This is a genomic window from Bartonella sp. TT29SHDZB, assembly GCF_042193395.1.
Taxonomy (GTDB): domain Bacteria; phylum Pseudomonadota; class Alphaproteobacteria; order Rhizobiales; family Rhizobiaceae; genus Bartonella.
Genome location: NZ_JBHILQ010000011.1, coordinates 36,920 through 53,987 on the forward strand (window position 1 = coordinate 36,920; position 17,068 = coordinate 53,987).

The window sequence follows — 17,068 nt, forward strand, 5'->3', positions numbered from 1 at the left end:
AAATAGTATGATGATGTTAGTTTTCTCCTTCATAAGTGTAAAGATGAGGCGAGACAACGGATTTTACATTAAATATCGTCCAAATCGAACAAATGGGCAAAATTACTTTTTAGAATTTCTGCATAAAAATGTATTTTCAGTTAGTTTGTTAGGAACTACTGAGAAATTCCTTTATCGCGCTTAATATAAATAAATCCATATCCCAGACCGATAAGGGCAGATAAACCAGAGCCACAAAGGACCCCAATTTTTGCCGCATCAAGCAGAATAATATCTTTAAAAGCGAGCATTGAAACAAAGATAGACATTGTAAAGCCAATTCCTGCTAAAAAACCAATGAGTAAAACACCTGTCCAGGTCATATGAGGGGGTAGGCGGCATAACCCTGATTTTACAGCTATATAACTGGCAGTGATAATACCAAGAGGCTTACCGATGAAAAGACCAATGACAACACCTAGAACAATCAAGAATGATTTGTCAGAAGAAAGATCAAAGTTTGCAAAACTTACTCCTGCATTTGCGAAGGCGAAAACTGGCATGATAACGTATGCAACCCATGGATGCAATGCTTTTTGAACACGTGTTACTGGGGCAATCATGGCCCGTTGTCCTTTGCGCATCTTTTTTAATGCTGTTGAAATATGATGCAGATCTGTTTTTGTATTTTTTTCTTGAAGAATTTGCATAGCGTTACTGAGCATGGTGAGTGGCGCTACAAGAGTACGGGTAGGAAGAACGGGAGTCATCATCCCTAAGATTACGCCAGCAAGCGATGGGTGAACGCCTGTTACCATTAACCCCCACCAAATGATTGCACCAGGTAAAATGTAAAGCCATGCTGATGCAAGCCCGATCCACTGAAAAAATAGTACCAAAGCAATACCCGCTCCTGCAATCATTAAACCGCTAGGATCAATGTTTGTTGAGTAGAAAAAAGCAATAATAAGAACAGCGATAATATCGTCAATAATCGCTAATGATAGAAGAATAATATGAAGATTAGAAGGAATTTTTTTTCCGAGAAGAGCAAGAATACCTAGAGCAAAGGCAATATCTGTTGCTGTTGGCACAGCCCAACCGCGCATATGTCCCTCGTTAAAATTGAAGATAAAGTAAATAATTGCAGGAACACAAACGCCCCCTATTGCAGCAACAATTGGTAAGATTGCTTGTTTAAAATCGGCAAGAGCCCCTTCATGAATTTCGCGTCGAATTTCCATTCCAGCGACGAGAAAGAAAATAGTCATAAGGGCATCATTAACCCAGAAATGTAAATCCCATGAAAGAGTGAAATGACCCAAATTAAAGCCAAGAGGTGTATGCCAAAAAGATTCATAGAAAGCAGCATATTTAGAATTGGCAAAAATAAGTGCAGAAGCAGCAGCTAATAAAAGAACAACACCGCTGAGAGCTTCAATATGGAGAAAACGCTCGATAGCAGAAAGCGCTTGATTGGTGACACGAGAAGCGCGATTAGGCAGGCGATTTGAAGATAAATCAGACATGAACAACTCCAAGCATCGACAATTTTAGATTCTATATTCTCTGTATAAATGACTCTGTATGATACCTTCTGTATCATATAAAAGAAAAAAGAGGAATAAAGTTCTTAATTTATAGGTAAGATCATCATATTTAAAGCACAAAATGTTTAAGGTGATGTTTCATTTTTAATAGTGAGATGTACTTTGCTTAAAGCCTTGGATAGATCATTTTGTAGAGCAGATTCGAGATCAACTATTGCGAGACCTTTATTATCATTTGCTTTAATTTTAACGATCAATGTTTGTGGATTTTTAGCAAATTCTCCTAAGGATTTTGAAATTTTTTCTGCTTCGGCATGATTTTTTATCAGAATTTTTGGGGTCTGCGTCATCATTAGATAGAAATCGTCATAAAGTTCCTTTTTTAGATCGTGTTGGCTGTCATTAAGATTTTGCGCAAGATAAGAAAAAAGCTTATCAATGAAACCTGCATCCGTATATTGTATATCAATTTCATTGATGCCAAGGTCTTGAGACGCAGCAATCATTATATTTTTCTGACCAGAAAAAAGCTTTTCATCAACATCAATAACCTTAGCCGAGATGTTCCCAGATCCAACGTTTTTCATATTGAAAGACATTGTATCAAGAAAGAGCATACGTTTTTTTTCATCGTAAGAAATATCAATTTTTCCTGAAACATTAAAGCGCTCAAAGTTCAGATTTTTGAAGAACTCTAAGTCTTTTTCATTCATTTTTTTAGGTAAAACGGAAAGGTTATTGAGAGAAAGAAAAAGCTTTTTAGGGATAGGTTGTTTCCACAAACTTGGTTTGAATTGGAATGATTCGAGCGTTGCTTTCAACTGCGGTATATCAACGGTGATATTATCAACTTTGGCATCCGCTGAGGTAATGGCGAGCAGTATGTTTAGAAGAAGACCATTTTGTGCTACTTTTTCAGCGATTTTATTATTCTCTTTTCTTGCATTAAGATAAGCTTTGATTAATTTTTCAGGAGTTTGTTCAAGCGGTTTCATCTTTAAACCAGATGTTTTAAACTGTCCAAGGAAGAAAGAGCTATTTTTTTCTGCTTCTTCAAAAATATCGACACTTATATTATTCAGAGAAATGGGGCCAGTAACGGTTTTACCTTGATTGAGAGCATTGTTTTTTCCAAAAATGATAGAGTAGGCATAGTTTATGTCGATATCATTGGCTTTTATTGTATCACTTTTAGCCATAAATTGCATCTGTTTGGTACCATTTGCTACGACCGTTTTAAGATCCATATTTTTGATACTAACTGAATGGATATGGTTATTTTTAAAATCAGAAAGCTGGAAATTCTTGATTTTAACCGTTTCTGTTCGGTTATTTTTATTTTCTATAGAAAGTTGTATATTGGGAGCAATAATTGAGGAAAGCTCAATACGCATCATTGATTGTAAAAGACGTGATGTTATCGTTCTATCTTTTTCTTTTAAGGATACATTCCGAAGAGAAATTTGGGGGATTTGCACATGAATATCATTATGCTTTAAATCAACATTATAAAATGTAAAAGTTCCGGGAATAAAGGAAAGAGGAGGACGGGCAGAAATGGCACCAATTTTAAGTGATGTACCAGCTGGAACGGGTAATGTCACATTCTTCAAATTGACTTTACCTAGAATGCTTATTTCAGATGTTTCGGCTTTTATGGCACGACGGGCTATTTCTTTTCTTACAAAACTGTCAAGATAAGGTTTTGCAATATAAAATCCCCCAACAATTATAATTGCCAAGATAGCAACAAATCCAATAATGCAAGTGAGCCAATATCTGAGGTTACTTTGATACCCACTACTAAGATTGACCATTCTTTCTTCTTTCATTTTTATCACTCTTTGAATTAAGAGTGAAGATAAATTCTTTTAAGCAACGACAAAGGTTTAAATATAGCGTGTACCAGTTTCAACAATTATCTACTCTCTATATTAGAGTTATTCTCATCTTTTTTGCAATATAGCTTTATCAACTTTTATCAATTTTCTTTGGGTTCAGCACTTTATAGAAAAGCACGCATAATAAGGAGAGGCAGGTTTATGCACATCATAATTTTTTATCACTTTTAAATTATCTTAAAATATTCCGATGTCTGCTTTTATCTTGCTGCTGTTTACAGGAATATTTAAAACATAACAGATATGTTTTTGTTCATTATAATTTAATGGGGAGAAGTGAGTGTTATGACAGAAAATCAAATAATGGCCTTTTTGATCATTGGTCTCATGATGGTTGTTTTTATTTGGGATCGATTTCGTTATGATCTTGTTGCTATTTGTACATTATTGATAGCTTGTGCTACTGGTCTTGTCAGCCCGAAGGAAGCTTTTAGCGGTTTTAGTAATGATATCGTTATTATCGTGGGGAGTGTGTTTGTTGTCAGTACTGCTGTATCTCGCTCTGGTATAATGGAATTTATTATTCAACGGATATGGCCAGACGTGAAATCGGTGCGTCTTCAATTAGCTTTTTTGGTTCTTTCTGTTGTTGTATTATCAATGTTTGTTAAAAATATTGGTGCTTTAGCTATTATGCTTCCAATAGCTTTTCAGTTTGCTCGTCGTTCTCAGGTTTCTCCTTCTGTCTTTTTGATGCCCATGGCTTTTGGTTCTTTGTTGGGGGGGCTTATGACACAGATAGGAACATCTCCCAATGTTGTTATTTCAGCGATGCAAGAACGTTTAACAGGAACACCTTTTACTATGTTTGATTTTACACCAGTTGGTGCGGTTATTGCGACGGTTGGTGTTTTATATTTGGTTCTTTTTTATTGGCTTTTGCCTGTGCGTGTGCGTTCAGGTGTATCGTTTGATGATGCCATTGATATCCGTAATTATGTTGCAGAAGTGCATATTCCAATAAATTCACCGATTGTGGGAAAAAATATTGTTGATTTGGTTAAGCCATCAAGTGGTGATGTTATGGTGATTCAAATCATCAGAAACAAAGTATCTATTTCACCATTACCAGATTTTGTTTTGTCTGAAAATGATATTATTTTGCTGGAAGGATCACATACAGGGTTAGATAGCGTGATGAATTCTGCTCGTTTAGAGTTTTCTAAGGGGCGAACTATTGCTGCAGGTGATAAGGACAGTGATATTGATATTATTGAAGCAGTCATTACCCATAATTCACCTCTTATCGGTATTAGTGCGAAAGAGTTTTCCTTATTTGATCGCTATAATGTAAATTTTCTTGCGTTAAGTCGTCAACATGAAAGGGTGCGGGGAAGACTTGATGATATTATTTTCCATCTTGGAGATGTGATTGTTTTGCAAGGACAGGATGCAGTTATTCCCAATTTATTAAGAGAATTGAAATGCTTGCCCCTAGCAAAACGAAATATTGTGTTTGGAAATTTACGACATGGTTTCATCTCGTTAGCTATTTTATTTATAGCAATTATTTTTACAGCTTTTCATATTGTTCCAGTTGCTTTTTCTTTCTTTTCTGCTGCTGCTGCAATGGTGATCTTTCGTGTTTTGCCCGCACGTGATCTGTATCAGGCATTAGATGGTCCAATACTAGTGCTATTAGCGGCTCTTATTCCAGTGAGTGAAGCGTTAGAGAAAACAGGATGTACGGATCTCATTGGTCAATGGCTGAGCCAATTAGCAATATTTTTCCCGCCATCTGGTGCTTTAGCGCTTATGTTGGTGACAGCTATGTTGGTCACACCATTTTTGAATAATGCAGCAACAGTGATGATGGTCGCACCAATTGCGTCAAGTTTTGCTCATTCCCTTCATTATAAGCCTGAAGCTTTTTTGATGGCTGTTGCAATTGGTGCGGGATGTGAGTTTCTTACACCTATTGGACATCAAAGTAATATGCTCGTGATGGCGCCAGGAGGATATCGTTTTAGTGATTATCCACGTTTGGGGGCTCCATTGGCGGTGTTGATCGTTATTGTTGCTGTTCCAATGCTTATGTGGGTTTGGCCATTACAATAAGATATTTTTAGAAACTTTAAGGATCAATTACAAAAGGTTGTTAATCGTATGAAGATAATAATTGTTAATCGTATGAAGATAATAAGTTGAAGGGATACACTTTATATAAAGAGCTTTAACTGAAGATTTGGAATTATACTGCACTTTCATCATGGCGCTTCGGTGTTTTTGATACAGATAAAAATTTATCTATTTGGTTTTAGTAGATATTCGTGGAAATTTACTGTTTTTTTAAGAATTGGTTTTTCTATTATAATTCTGTAATCCAATACAACCAACGATTGCGGTTGAAGATTTTAAAAGATTATCCTCTATATAATGGAGAGAAAGTTCGCTTGAGATGATAGGCAATCATGATGAATATTAAGGCAGTGAATTTTTCATAAGACTCAATATATGTAAAAGCTGTAATGTGTACAAATAGGGGCTTACATCATTTTCAATTAAGACTGTTGCAAAAATCTGATTGAATTGGCTACATATTGATTTAAAATAAATAAACGAGCAATTTAAAGATTTTTAGTTAATTAGGACTACCATCTTTATCCATTTATGCGTAAAAGCACAGATAAAGTAACTTTTTTCAAGGTATGATATATGTCGTATGATAGTTTTATTGCTGAAGTTAATGCAGAATTTCGTCAGGAAAAGGCGCTTGCTTTTTGGAGACGGTATGGCTTTTCAATTATTGGAGCAGCTATTCTTTTTATATTCATGATAGTTGCTTATCAAGTTTATCATTATACGCAAATAAAGAAAGCTGGTTATATTGGTGATGCATTTGTAAAAAGTCTTGATCTTGCGGATACACGTGATTTTGATAAAGCGATAAAGCAATTAGAAACTGTTAAAACCTCTCATTTTGGGGGGTATCCTTTTCTTGCTCGTTTACGTGAGGCTTCTTTACTCATGGAGAAAGGTGATATTATTAAGTCAGTGGAGATCTTTGATTCTGTTGCAGCGGATGAGAAAGCACCGCAGATTTTGCAGAAAGTTGCAAAAATTCGGGCGGCTTATATTCTGGTTGATACAGGGACATTAGCTGATGTTGAAAAGCGTATCAAAGATATGGCAAGTGATACCGATCCTATGCGTATGTCTGCAAGAGAAGCTTTAGGCTTAGCTGCTTATAAGGCGGATAAAATGGATGAAGCGGTTTATTATTTTAAGAAAATTTCTGAAGAAGGTGCTTTGGGTTTAAAAATAACAAATCGGGCTCGAATGATGCTTGAGCTTATACAAGCTGAGGGCAAGGCAAATAAGGAATAAATCGATGAGCCTTACCATTGCTATCGTTGGTCGTCCCAATGTTGGGAAGTCAACACTATTTAATCGTTTGGTTGGGCAAAAATTGGCTTTGGTTGATGATAAGCCTGGTGTAACACGTGATCGGCGTATTCATGCGGCAAAACTTCAAGATCTACGTTTTGATGTGATTGATACGGCTGGGCTGGAAGAAGCAAGTGATCATACACTTGAGGGGCGTATGCGTTCTCATACAAAAGTTGCAATTGATGAAGCGGATCTAATTTTATTTGTATTTGATGCAAAGAGCGGAATAACACCAAGTGATTTAAATTTTTCTTCATTGGTTCGCAAATCAGGAAAGCCAATTGTGCTTGTTGCCAATAAGTCTGAGTCAAGAGCGGCAACAGGAGGAGAGTATGAGGCGTGGTCATTAGGTTTGGGGGAGCCGTGCCCAATATCGGCTGAACATGGTTTGGGACTTAGTGATCTGCGTGATGCAATTATAGATGCTGTTGGGTCAGAGCATGTTTTTGGCAACAACAAAGAAGAAGATAGAATGATACAACCTGCATCTGTTGGTGATGATGTAAAGGATTTGGGAGAAGAGGAGCTTATTTACGATGAAAGTAAGCCCATTAGGATTGCAATTGCGGGGCGTCCCAATACAGGAAAATCCACTCTTATCAATAGTATGTTGAAACAAGAGCGATTGTTAACAGGACCAGAAGCAGGACTCACGCGTGATTCTATTTCTGTAGATTGGGAATGGCGTGGTCGTCATATTAAACTTTTTGATACTGCAGGTTTACGTCGAAAATCGAGAATTCAAGAAAAACTAGAAAAACTATCTGTTGCAGATACTTTGCGTGCTATTCGTTTTGCAGAAGTGGTGGTCATTGTTTTTGATGCAACGATACCTTTTGAAAAGCAGGATTTACAAATTGCTGATCTTGTGATTCGTGAAGGGCGTGTTCCAGTTATTGCTTTCAATAAGTGGGACCTTATTGAAAACAGTCAGACCACATTGATTGATTTGCATGAAAAATGTGCTCGATTTCTTCCTCAAGTTCGTGGTTTGAGAGCCGTTCCTTTATCAGGACAATATGGTCAAGGGATTGATAAACTAATGGAAAATGTCATGATGATGCACCGTGTATGGAATCGTCGCATTTCGACGGCTAAATTGAACCAATGGCTTGGAACTGTTGTGGCACATCATCCACCTCCTGCGGTTTCTGGACGTCGACTTAAGGTTAAATACATCACACAGGTTAAGACACGTCCTCCTGGATTTATGATTTCCTGCTCGCGCCCCAAAAGTATGCCCCAGTCGTATTTGCGTTATCTTGTCAATGGGTTACGTGAAACATTTGATATATCTGGTATACCCGTTCGCATATCATTACGAGCCTCTGATAATCCTTTTGCGACACGTTCCAAGAAGAAATGATAACTCTTTAATTTTTTCAGTAACTGAAATCTATACCTAAGAATCTTAAAAATAAGTTTTTTCAATGGTTTCTCGTTTCATAAAATTAAAATTTTATTTGCTACAGTTTTAATTTTATTGATGATTATTTATCATTAAGCGCTATTGAATAGAGCTCTTTCATCTTGATAAAAATCATTTATTTGCATGTCATGAGAAGAGTGTGATAGGGAGTATTTAAGAAAGAGTCCATAAATTCTCTTAATGGGTTATTTAAGTGCAAGAATAGATGCAATATGAGGGTAGGGGAATATAATTATAATGCTTGTGTGAAAAGCAGTATTAGATTATCGTTTCATAAAAATAAAGATTATGAATAAGCGCTTTTGCTTACGATAGTTTGTCTGAATAAAAAGCAAAAATACTTGCTAAATCTAACGATATTCAATTGTAAAGAGCGAAGTTCATAAAAGTGGATTAAAATTGTATAAAGTGGTATGGTAATCGTATTTAAAGGAACTTCTCTTAATACCCTCAAGCTCATTTCGTGATGGGACCTGTAAAGGCATATGTAAAATACTTTGCGAATAGGATCATATAGAAACCATTGATTATTATCATTTTCATAAAATAAAAAGTGCAAGTTTATTTGAATAAAAGGTGCAAACCAACGCTCTCATACTGTTTTTTAGCTTTCTATGTTCTCTTTCAAAACTAGGATTGATATAACATTGGGAGCCGGAAAATAAGATGGTATCAGTTGACACCTTTCGTTAATAGTAAAAATGGTTGTTCTATGAGTTTTATATTATTCACGGGAACTTTTCGTTATACATTCACGGGTGTTGTCGTGAAATCGGTTTAGGTGCTCAGAATATCTTTTTAAGAAAGCATGTAAATTGAAAAATACGTTATTTCTGCAATAAAATTTATACGATAAATTGGTGATAGATTTCTTTTAGTATCTTGACGAATAAATTCGGGAACAATATGATGCACACGGTTTTATGAAATGTATTCTTACGTTGCTTTTTAATTAAGGAGCCAATGATGGCGATGGGCGAGAAACCCGTTATGAGCCGTAAGGAGGCTGAAGAAGAAAAGCAAGGAGAGAGTCTTCATTCAGAGGATTTGGAATGTCGTAGTAGGAACTTAAGCGTAGCTTTAGTGCGCAAGCAAGCATTAAAGAAGCGGGAGCATAGGAATAAGCGGGAAAAATCACAAGGAAGGATGGCAGGTGCAATTAAGCTTTCCAGTGAGTTTCTGGCAAGTATTATAGTTGGTATTGTTTTGGGGGTGGGGTTTGATAAGTTAGCAGGTTCATGGCCTTGGGGATTGGTATTTTTTCTCTTCTTTGGGTTTGCTGCTGGTGTATTGAGTATTCTTCGGTCTGTGGGGTATGTTTCCTCCAGTCAATTAGGAAAAAAAGGCGCATTGCGCCAAAAACAAGATAAAGGGGCCAATGAGAGGTCCGATAAATGAGGTTGAAGTGACAGCGCACGCTCCAGATCCTATTCATCAGTTTGAGGTTTCAAGGCTGATTAAGATTTCCATAGGAAATATGGATTTATCGTTTACAAATGTATCATTGTTTACAGTCCTTACGGTTGTTGTAACTTCTATTTTTCTCTTTATTTCGTCATCGAGTCGTGGATTGGTTCCAACGCGGATGCAGTCTCTTTCGGAAATGGCATATGAATTTGTAGCATCGACTCTGCGGGAATCATCTGGTGTGCAGGGGATGCAGTTTTTTCCTTTAGTTTTTTCTCTGTTTACTTTTATTTTAGTTGCTAACTTTATTGGTCTCTTTCCTTATTTTTATACGGTTACGTCTCAAATCATGATCACGTTTTCGTTAGCAATGGTGGTAATTTTGACGGTGATTGGTTATGGCTTTTATAAGCATGGGGTCAGTTTTTTGAAACTGTTCGTTCCCAGTGGAGTTCCTGTTGTGGTTTTACCTCTGGTGACAATGATTGAGGTTATTTCTTTTCTCTCCCGTCCAATTAGTCTTTCTCTTCGTCTTTTTGCGAATATGCTTGCTGGTCATATTACGCTTAAAGTGTTTTCTGGGTTTGTTGTTTCAATGATTGGGGTAGGACTTGTAGGTGTGGGTGGTTCGATTTTACCGCTTATTATGACTGTAGCAATTACTGCTCTTGAGTTTTTGGTCGCATTCCTTCAGGCTTACGTCTTTACGGTTTTAACTTGTATGTATCTTAATGATGCAATTCATCCAGGACATTAATAGAACTGGCGGTTTTCCGTCGAATAATGCAATTTTGCTTTAAAGGAGAATAACATGGAAATGGTGCTTGCAGCAAAATATATTGGTGCTGGTCTTGCTTGCTTTGGTATGGCTGGAACAGCTTTAGGACTTGGTAATATTTTTGGTAGCTATCTTTCTGGTGCATTACGAAATCCATCAGCAGCAGATAGTCAGTTTGGACGTCTCGTCTTTGGTTTTGCTGTAACAGAAGCTTTGGGGATTTTTTCATTGCTCATTGCTTTATTACTTCTTTTTGGGGTTTGATCATCATCAAAAGGGTATATCTGTTCTTGCATGAGGAAAGATTTACCCTTTTAGCTCTTAACCAGAGAGATGCCAGAGAGATGTCAGTCAGTTATCATCGGTTATAGAGGGCTTTAATAAGCTATTTAAAGGATGAAAGAAGATGTTTGTTTCAAGCGCTTATGCACAGAACACTGAAACGTCGATAGAACATATTAAAAAGGTGGCAGAGCATGCAAATCGTGTGTTTCCGCCTTTTGATTTTGTGCATTTTGGTTCGCATTTTTTCTGGTTGGCAATTTCTTTCGGTCTTTTTTATCTTTTTATCTCTCGTGTAATTGTACCACGTATTGGTGGTGTTATTGAAACACGGCGAGATCGAATCGCATCTGATTTAGATCAGGCAATGCGCATGAAGCAGGAAGCAGACATTGTCGTTGAAACTTATGAGCGGAAATTAGCAGAAGCGCGTTTAAATGCGCAGGCTATAGCGCAGGTAGCTAGTGAAGAATTAAAAGAAAAGGCAGAGCTTGAACGGAAAGAAATTGAAGAGAGTTTAGAGAAAAAACTCGCAGATGCTGAAAAACAGATAGCAAAAATTCGGGATAAAGCGATGCAAAATATTGGTTCTATCGCTGAAGAAGTAGCTCTTGAAATTGTGAAAAAATTGATTGACATTGATATCAGTAAGGAAGTTGTTCGTTCAGTTATTAAAACTGCGGATTATTGAGGAAGATAAAGATGACTGATACTTTTTGGGCATTTGTTGGGTTAGTTCTTTTTTTGGCTCTTTTAGTCTATTTCCAAATACCACAGAGGGTTATACACCATCTTGATGCGCGCGCGAAACGTATCAAAGATGAACTGGATGAGGCTCTGCGTCTTCGTGAAGAGGCACAGGAAATATTGGCTGAATATCAACGCAAACATGCAGAAGCAGAAAAAGATGCGCAAGAAATTATTGCAGCAGCAAAGCATGAAGTTGAATCTATTATTGCTGAGGCCCGTGCAAAAGCAGAAGAATATGTAAAGAACCGCAATAAATTGGCAGAACAAAAAATTGCCCAAGCAGAAGCAGATGCAATACGCATGGTTTCTTCATCGGCTATTGATTTGGCAATTTCTACAGCACGTACTCTTATTGCAAGGGAAATAGATTCTAACAAGGCAGATGAACTTATTAAAGAGTCTCTTGAGAAAGAATCATTTATCAAAATGAAAACATATCTTAATTAATGATATTTGAGAGATAAAGAACACTCTCTTTGGTTGCATAATTTTCTCAATATTAATTTAATAAAAGCCATAAAAAAGAAAAAATTATCTTCATTGTTTTTATCAGTTAATAGGCTCTTTGATTTTAAATGACAAGTTTTGAGAAGTCTGCAACTGATTGTGTAACAATGTGAGTATGTTTGAGAAGAGCAAGACGATTAGCACGAACATCAGGTTTTTTATCATTTACCAATACTTTTTCAAAAAATATATCAATCAATTTTCCAAGTGGCGCTAGCACACTGAGGGCAAATGATAAATTTGTTGCATTGATGGGGGCAAGAACCTTTCTTTCTACTTCACAGATTGCATGATAGAGCTGCTTTTCTTCTTTCTCGACAAAGAGCTCAGGATTAATTTCATTCGCTATTGTTGTGCTTTTTTGAAATTCATTTTCAAGAATATTGGCAGTACGTTTTACAGAGGCTACAAAGTTCATTCCATCGTGGGTATTGATAAAAGCAATAAGCGATTCGACACGACGTGCAACCAATAAAAAATCATCAGAATCTTTGTTTAAAACGGCTTCAAGGGCATCGTAACGAGCGCCTTCCTCTTTTAGATAGATTTTCAGACGGTCATGAAAAAAGAATAACAAATCTGATAAAATATATTCTGTTTTTTCTGGAAGCAGATTTTGCAATTGTGAATTTTCTCTTTGAGAGATTTCATATTTATTTTTTTGTTGTAAGAAAAGATTTGTTGCCAACTGAAACAGTGGCATAAGATTGATTTTCCAATCTCGCGAAAGTACAAGCCTAATAATTCCCAATGCTGCTCGTCTTAATGCATAGGGATCTTTTGAGCCCGTTGGTTTTTCATTAATGAGCCAAAAGCCAACGAGCATGTCAATTTTGTCGGCGAGCATAACGGTTATAGCAAGTGGTTCTTGTGGAAGACGATCTGTTGGTCCTTGAGGTTTATAATGGTCTTCGATTGCTACAGCTACGCGAGGATCTTCCCCTTGAAGAAGGGCATATTTTTTTCCCATAACACCTTGTAGTTCAGGAAATTCTCCGACAATTTCTGTTTGCAAATCAGCTTTTGCAAGGATGGCTGCACGTTTTGCTAAAAGAGGATCTGTTTGTATCAAAGGGGCAATTTCTTGTGCGAGTGTAGCAATGCGTTCTACTCTTTCACCTTGTGTACCTAATTTAGTATGAAAAGTTACATTCAAATGATCAAGTCGCGCCATTCTTTGATCGAGAGGTTTTTTTATATCAAGCTCAAATTTTTTTATAGAAGATTCCAATTGTTGAAGATCAGGCAAATCATGCTGATCGGTTTGCCAAAAATGAAGTGCATCAGAAAGACGGGCACGGACAACCTTACTATTTCCTTTCGAAATTTCTTTGCCTTCATCATTTGCAAGAATATTAGAAACGAGAATAAAATGATGAGAAAGTTTTACTTTTTCTCCTTGTTTACGGGTGACAAAACATTTTTGATTGGCTCGAATGGTCAAGCGAATAATTTCTGGAGGAATATCAAGGAATGATTTTTCAAAATCACCCATCAGGATAACAGGCCATTCAACAAGACCAGCAACTTCTTCTAGGAGAGGATTATCTTGAACCAGTTCTAAACCATTTGCAAAGCAGAGATTTTGGGCATCAGCTAAAATAATATTCTTTCGTCTCTCGGCATCCAGAATGACTTTATGGGTTTCAAGTTGAGTAATATAATCATCAAAGCGGCGCACTTGAAATGGCTTTCCATCACTTAAGAAACGATGACCATAAGTTAAATTATTGCTTTTAAGAGAACCAATTGTAAATGGAATAACATGTGTTTCACCAATTTCTGGTCCGAAGATACAAAGAATGTTTTGTAAAGGTCGAATCCACTTCAAAGTACCACTTTGTGCTGAATCTTTTCCCCAACGCATAGATTTCGGCCACGGAAAGTTGCGGATAATATCCGGTAAAATATCGGCAATAATTTCTTCTGCAGCTCGACCTTTTTTAACAATTTTAGCAATATAAAAATCACCTTTTTTATCATCATGTCCAATATGCGCTTCAGAAATATCGTTTAATCCTGTTGCACGTAGAAAACCATCAATTACATGCTGTGGTGATTTTATACTGGGACCTTTGCGTTCTTCATGGACATCTTTGGAGCGTGTGGAAAGTCCGCGTATGTCCAATGTTAGCCGACGAGGTGTCCAATATTCACGAGCAGCTTCATAGATCAATCCAGCATTCACAAGTTGATCTGTAACAGATTTTTTAAGATCAGCAGCAGCTTTTCGTTGCATACGTGCGGGGATTTCTTCACTGAAAAGTTCAAGAAGAAGATCAGACATTAGGCTTCTCCAGTGTATATTTGTCCAGCTTCTGTGAGTAAGAAGGCTTCCCCACAACGGCGCGCGAGATTACGAACGCGAAGAATGTAATTTTGTCGTTCGGTTACAGAAATAACGCCACGTGCTTGCAAAAGGTTAAAGATGTGGCTCGCTTTAATACATTGATCATAGGCAGGAAAAACACAGCGATGGAATACATTTTCTTTATTTGGTGTTCCAGCATCAAGAAGTGCGCTGCATTCGCGTTCTGCATCGATAAAATGCTGGTGGAGCAGTTTTGTATCAGCAAATTCGAAGTTGTAATATGAGTATTCCTGTTCTGGCTGTAAAAAAATATCTCTATAGCTTATTTTGTTTTCTCCCTCCAAACCATTAAAGTTAAGGTCATAGACGTTATCAACCCCTTGGATATACATCGCTAGACGCTCAAGACCGTATGTGAGTTCCCCTGAAACTGGAGCGCATTCAATGCCGCACACTTGTTGAAAATAAGTAAACTGAGAGACTTCCATTCCATCGCACCAGCATTCCCATCCAAGCCCCCAAGCACCAAGAGTGGGACTTTCCCAATCATCTTCAACAAAGCGAATATCATGCAGTTTTGTATCAAGCCCGATAGCTTGTAGCGACTTTATATAAAGTTCTTGTAGATTGAGCGGAGAGGGTTTGAGAAGCACTTGGAATTGATAATAGTGTTGTAAACGATTTGGATTCTTACCATATCGGCCATCTGTTGGACGTCGAGAGGGTTGGACATAAGCAACTTTCCAAGGGCGTGGACCTAGAGAGCGTAATGTTGTTGCTGGATGAAAAGTCCCAGCTCCGACTTCCATATCGTAAGGTTGCAAAATTGCACATCCATAGTGTGCCCAATAATTTTGCAAAGTTAAGATTAGTCCCTGAAAAGAACGTTTGGGGTTAAGATGTTCAGGCAGTTTCACGCTTTATACTCTTTATATTGGACTAAACAAAAAACCAAAGTAATTTTAGTTTCTCTATTTATTATTTCATGTGGTTTATGGTTAAGCATCATTTATTGCAAACCAAATTTCAACTTTTCTTGAATTTGTTCAGAATTTTCTGGTTTTCCGTCAATTGCGTGGTTCCATTGAAAGATTGCTTCACGTTTACGCCCAACTTTCCAATAGGCATCCCCTAAATGATCATTTAGTGTTGGGTCTTCAGGTTGTAATCTGACAGCATTTTCTAATATTTGCACTGCTTTATCATATTCTTTTAGTTTATAATAAGCCCATCCTAAAGAATCGAGAATATGACTGTTGTGAGCTTGCAAAGCAGAAGCTTTTTGCAGCATACGGAGCGATTCTTCAAGTTTCTCACCACGTTCCACAAGGGAATAGGCTAAATAATTAAGAACCTGCGGTTGGTTTGGGAAAAATTCAAGTGATTTTCGCAAGTCAATTTCTGCTTTTGGCCATTGCTTTAAACGTTCAAAAGCAATACCACGCTGATAAAAGAGTTTCCAATCGTCTTGCTGAAAGTTTTTTATCTTTGTAATAGCGTAGTCTAGAGCTTTAATGGCCTCAAGAAATTTATTGTCCTGCATATAAAAAGCAACGAGCGTTATTAAAATATTACGATCATTGGGAAATTTTTTATTTAACAATGTGAGTAATTTTATTGCTTCTTTATAATTGTTGTTATTGGCAAGAAGGAATGCAAGATGAAGTTGTCCATCTTTATAATAAGGAGATTTAGGGGATAAAGCGCGATAAAGTTTAATTGCTTGATGTGGATCGCTCAATTTAGCAGAAATGTGTGCGAGCTGAAACAGTGTTGCGTCATTTTGAGGGTATAAGGCGAAAGATAATTGCTTAAAAATACGTGCAATTTGCCCTGAGTTTTTGTAGTTGAGGGCTGTTCCAAAATTATATAATACCTCGGCAGCTCCTTGTTGAGGTGTTTTAATAACTCTCTCTAAGAAAGCATTTTTTTCAATTTTTTCTCGAAAGTTTTTAAGGACTTCGCGACCTGACAACATTTGTTCGCCATGCTGGATTGTTTGAAGAGCTTGGTTGCGCATATTATGGCGCAATTGGAATGAGGCATAGGCTATGATAATACGCTCATAAGTATTAGGAGCGATAAGAGTTCCCTGTTTGTTACTCAGTGCTTTAATGAAATATTTTTTTGCATCCTTTGGCCGTTCTGCAAGGTCGCTCATAAGTGCTAGATGATAAGATATAAAAAGATCATACCAGACAGGACCTTTGAGTTTCTTAAGATCAGCGATTGCTTGAGATTTTTGTCCAGATCCAAATGTAATCCAAGCGCCGATGAGTTCAGGTATTGGATTATTGGACGTAGGAAGTTCCTTTAATTGCAGAAGAGTCTTGGCATTCTTATAGTCTTTCTTGATGAGACTTTCTACTGACAAAGTTAAGGAAACAAAGGGAGTTATAACATTTTTCTCCTTGAGTTTTTGGGCTTGTTGGACAGCTTCTTTAAAGTTTCCGACCGAGAGCATAGCTTCAAGGAGCTCTTTTTGTGTTTCAATGTTATCAGGTTGATAAACCAGTGCTTGTTTAAAATAATTGATAGCAAGTTCTGTTTTATTTTCATGATTTGCAACCCTTCCAGCTAAATAAGCACCTGTAAATGAGCTTGTATGAGTTGCTGCACTTATTTTACTGTAGGTGAGGGATGGCATCAGCATGATACCCACGATAAAGAGGGCAAAAAGTCGAGATACCGTTGCAGAGCACATGGAGCTAATCCTTTTCAAGATAATCAATTGATGGTGTTGTCTATAGATCATATCTCATTACTTTGTTGAGAAATACTGCG

13 protein-coding genes are annotated in these 17,068 nt (G+C 37.1%); 8 read left to right on the forward strand and 5 right to left on the reverse strand.

Going from position 1 to position 17,068, the window contains the following annotated elements; all coding sequences use genetic code 11:
• Positions 1–155: 155 nt before the first annotated feature.
• On the reverse strand, positions 156–1,508 hold the full coding sequence (gene nhaA, locus ACFIJJ_RS06430; protein ID WP_375623543.1) for a Na+/H+ antiporter NhaA: 1,353 nt from the start codon (positions 1,506–1,508) through the stop codon (positions 156–158).
• Between the two features lie 146 nt (positions 1,509–1,654).
• A complete protein-coding gene (locus ACFIJJ_RS06435; protein ID WP_375646375.1) occupies positions 1,655–3,361 on the reverse strand; it encodes a hypothetical protein in 1,707 nt (568 codons plus the stop codon).
• A gap of 354 nt (positions 3,362–3,715) precedes the next feature.
• Here ACFIJJ_RS06435 and ACFIJJ_RS06440 point away from each other — a divergent pair, with 354 nt between their 5' ends.
• The 8 genes from ACFIJJ_RS06440 (at position 3,716) to ACFIJJ_RS06475 (ending at position 11,913) form a co-directional block, all read left to right on the forward strand.
• Positions 3,716–5,488 carry an SLC13 family permease gene (locus ACFIJJ_RS06440; RefSeq protein WP_375646376.1) on the forward strand — a complete coding sequence of 591 codons (1,773 nt, stop codon included), beginning with the start codon at positions 3,716–3,718 and terminating at the stop codon, positions 5,486–5,488.
• A 597-nt stretch (positions 5,489–6,085) separates the two neighbouring features.
• Complete coding sequence (locus ACFIJJ_RS06445; protein ID WP_375623549.1) at positions 6,086–6,757, forward strand: tetratricopeptide repeat protein; 672 nt, start codon at positions 6,086–6,088, stop codon at positions 6,755–6,757.
• A gap of 4 nt (positions 6,758–6,761) precedes the next feature.
• Positions 6,762–8,186 carry a ribosome biogenesis GTPase Der gene (der, locus tag ACFIJJ_RS06450; protein WP_375646377.1) on the forward strand — a complete coding sequence of 475 codons (1,425 nt, stop codon included), beginning with the start codon at positions 6,762–6,764 and terminating at the stop codon, positions 8,184–8,186.
• A 1,029-nt stretch (positions 8,187–9,215) separates the two neighbouring features.
• Complete coding sequence (locus tag ACFIJJ_RS06455) at positions 9,216–9,647, forward strand: AtpZ/AtpI family protein (protein ID WP_375623553.1); 432 nt, start codon at positions 9,216–9,218, stop codon at positions 9,645–9,647.
• A 7-nt stretch (positions 9,648–9,654) separates the two neighbouring features.
• Complete coding sequence (locus ACFIJJ_RS06460; RefSeq protein WP_375623586.1) at positions 9,655–10,413, forward strand: F0F1 ATP synthase subunit A; 759 nt, start codon at positions 9,655–9,657, stop codon at positions 10,411–10,413.
• Positions 10,414–10,467: 54 nt separating this feature from the next.
• Positions 10,468–10,698 carry a F0F1 ATP synthase subunit C gene (locus tag ACFIJJ_RS06465; protein WP_005773968.1) on the forward strand — a complete coding sequence of 77 codons (231 nt, stop codon included), beginning with the start codon at positions 10,468–10,470 and terminating at the stop codon, positions 10,696–10,698.
• A gap of 142 nt (positions 10,699–10,840) precedes the next feature.
• Complete coding sequence (locus ACFIJJ_RS06470) at positions 10,841–11,407, forward strand: F0F1 ATP synthase subunit B (protein ID WP_375646379.1); 567 nt, start codon at positions 10,841–10,843, stop codon at positions 11,405–11,407.
• An 11-nt stretch (positions 11,408–11,418) separates the two neighbouring features.
• Positions 11,419–11,913: a F0F1 ATP synthase subunit B gene (locus ACFIJJ_RS06475; protein WP_375623558.1), complete on the forward strand. Its 495-nt coding sequence runs from the start codon at positions 11,419–11,421 to the stop codon at positions 11,911–11,913.
• 124 nt (positions 11,914–12,037) lie between these two features.
• Here the strand turns inward: ACFIJJ_RS06475 and glyS are convergent, their stop codons facing one another.
• From glyS to ACFIJJ_RS06490, 3 genes are all read right to left on the reverse strand, one after another.
• Entirely contained in the window at positions 12,038–14,260 is a 2,223-nt protein-coding gene (gene glyS / locus ACFIJJ_RS06480; protein WP_375646380.1) for a glycine--tRNA ligase subunit beta, read from the reverse strand.
• Positions 14,260–15,201, reverse strand: a complete 942-nt coding sequence (locus ACFIJJ_RS06485) for a glycine--tRNA ligase subunit alpha (RefSeq protein WP_375646381.1) — start codon at positions 15,199–15,201, stop codon at positions 14,260–14,262. The genes glyS and ACFIJJ_RS06485 overlap by 1 nt, the downstream gene beginning before the upstream one ends.
• Before the next feature lie 92 nt (positions 15,202–15,293).
• Complete coding sequence (locus tag ACFIJJ_RS06490; protein WP_375623564.1) at positions 15,294–16,988, reverse strand: tetratricopeptide repeat protein; 1,695 nt, start codon at positions 16,986–16,988, stop codon at positions 15,294–15,296.
• Positions 16,989–17,068: the final 80 nt, after the last annotated feature.

What these genes read in the sequence shown, in the direction of transcription:
- nhaA (WP_375623543.1), bottom strand. Translation starts at nt 1,508, where the DNA reads ATGTCTGATTTATCTTCAAATCGCCTGCCTAATCGCGCTTCTCGTGTC.
- ACFIJJ_RS06435 (WP_375646375.1), bottom strand. Translation starts at nt 3,361, where the DNA reads ATGAAAGAAGAAAGAATGGTCAATCTTAGTAGTGGGTATCAAAGTAAC.
- ACFIJJ_RS06440 (WP_375646376.1), top strand. Translation starts at nt 3,716, where the DNA reads ATGACAGAAAATCAAATAATGGCCTTTTTGATCATTGGTCTCATGATG.
- ACFIJJ_RS06445 (WP_375623549.1), top strand. Translation starts at nt 6,086, where the DNA reads ATGTCGTATGATAGTTTTATTGCTGAAGTTAATGCAGAATTTCGTCAG.
- der (WP_375646377.1), top strand. Translation starts at nt 6,762, where the DNA reads ATGAGCCTTACCATTGCTATCGTTGGTCGTCCCAATGTTGGGAAGTCA.
- ACFIJJ_RS06455 (WP_375623553.1), top strand. Translation starts at nt 9,216, where the DNA reads ATGGCGATGGGCGAGAAACCCGTTATGAGCCGTAAGGAGGCTGAAGAA.
- ACFIJJ_RS06465 (WP_005773968.1), top strand. Translation starts at nt 10,468, where the DNA reads ATGGAAATGGTGCTTGCAGCAAAATATATTGGTGCTGGTCTTGCTTGC.
- ACFIJJ_RS06470 (WP_375646379.1), top strand. Translation starts at nt 10,841, where the DNA reads ATGTTTGTTTCAAGCGCTTATGCACAGAACACTGAAACGTCGATAGAA.
- ACFIJJ_RS06475 (WP_375623558.1), top strand. Translation starts at nt 11,419, where the DNA reads ATGACTGATACTTTTTGGGCATTTGTTGGGTTAGTTCTTTTTTTGGCT.
- glyS (WP_375646380.1), bottom strand. Translation starts at nt 14,260, where the DNA reads ATGTCTGATCTTCTTCTTGAACTTTTCAGTGAAGAAATCCCCGCACGT.
- ACFIJJ_RS06490 (WP_375623564.1), bottom strand. Translation starts at nt 16,988, where the DNA reads ATGTGCTCTGCAACGGTATCTCGACTTTTTGCCCTCTTTATCGTGGGT.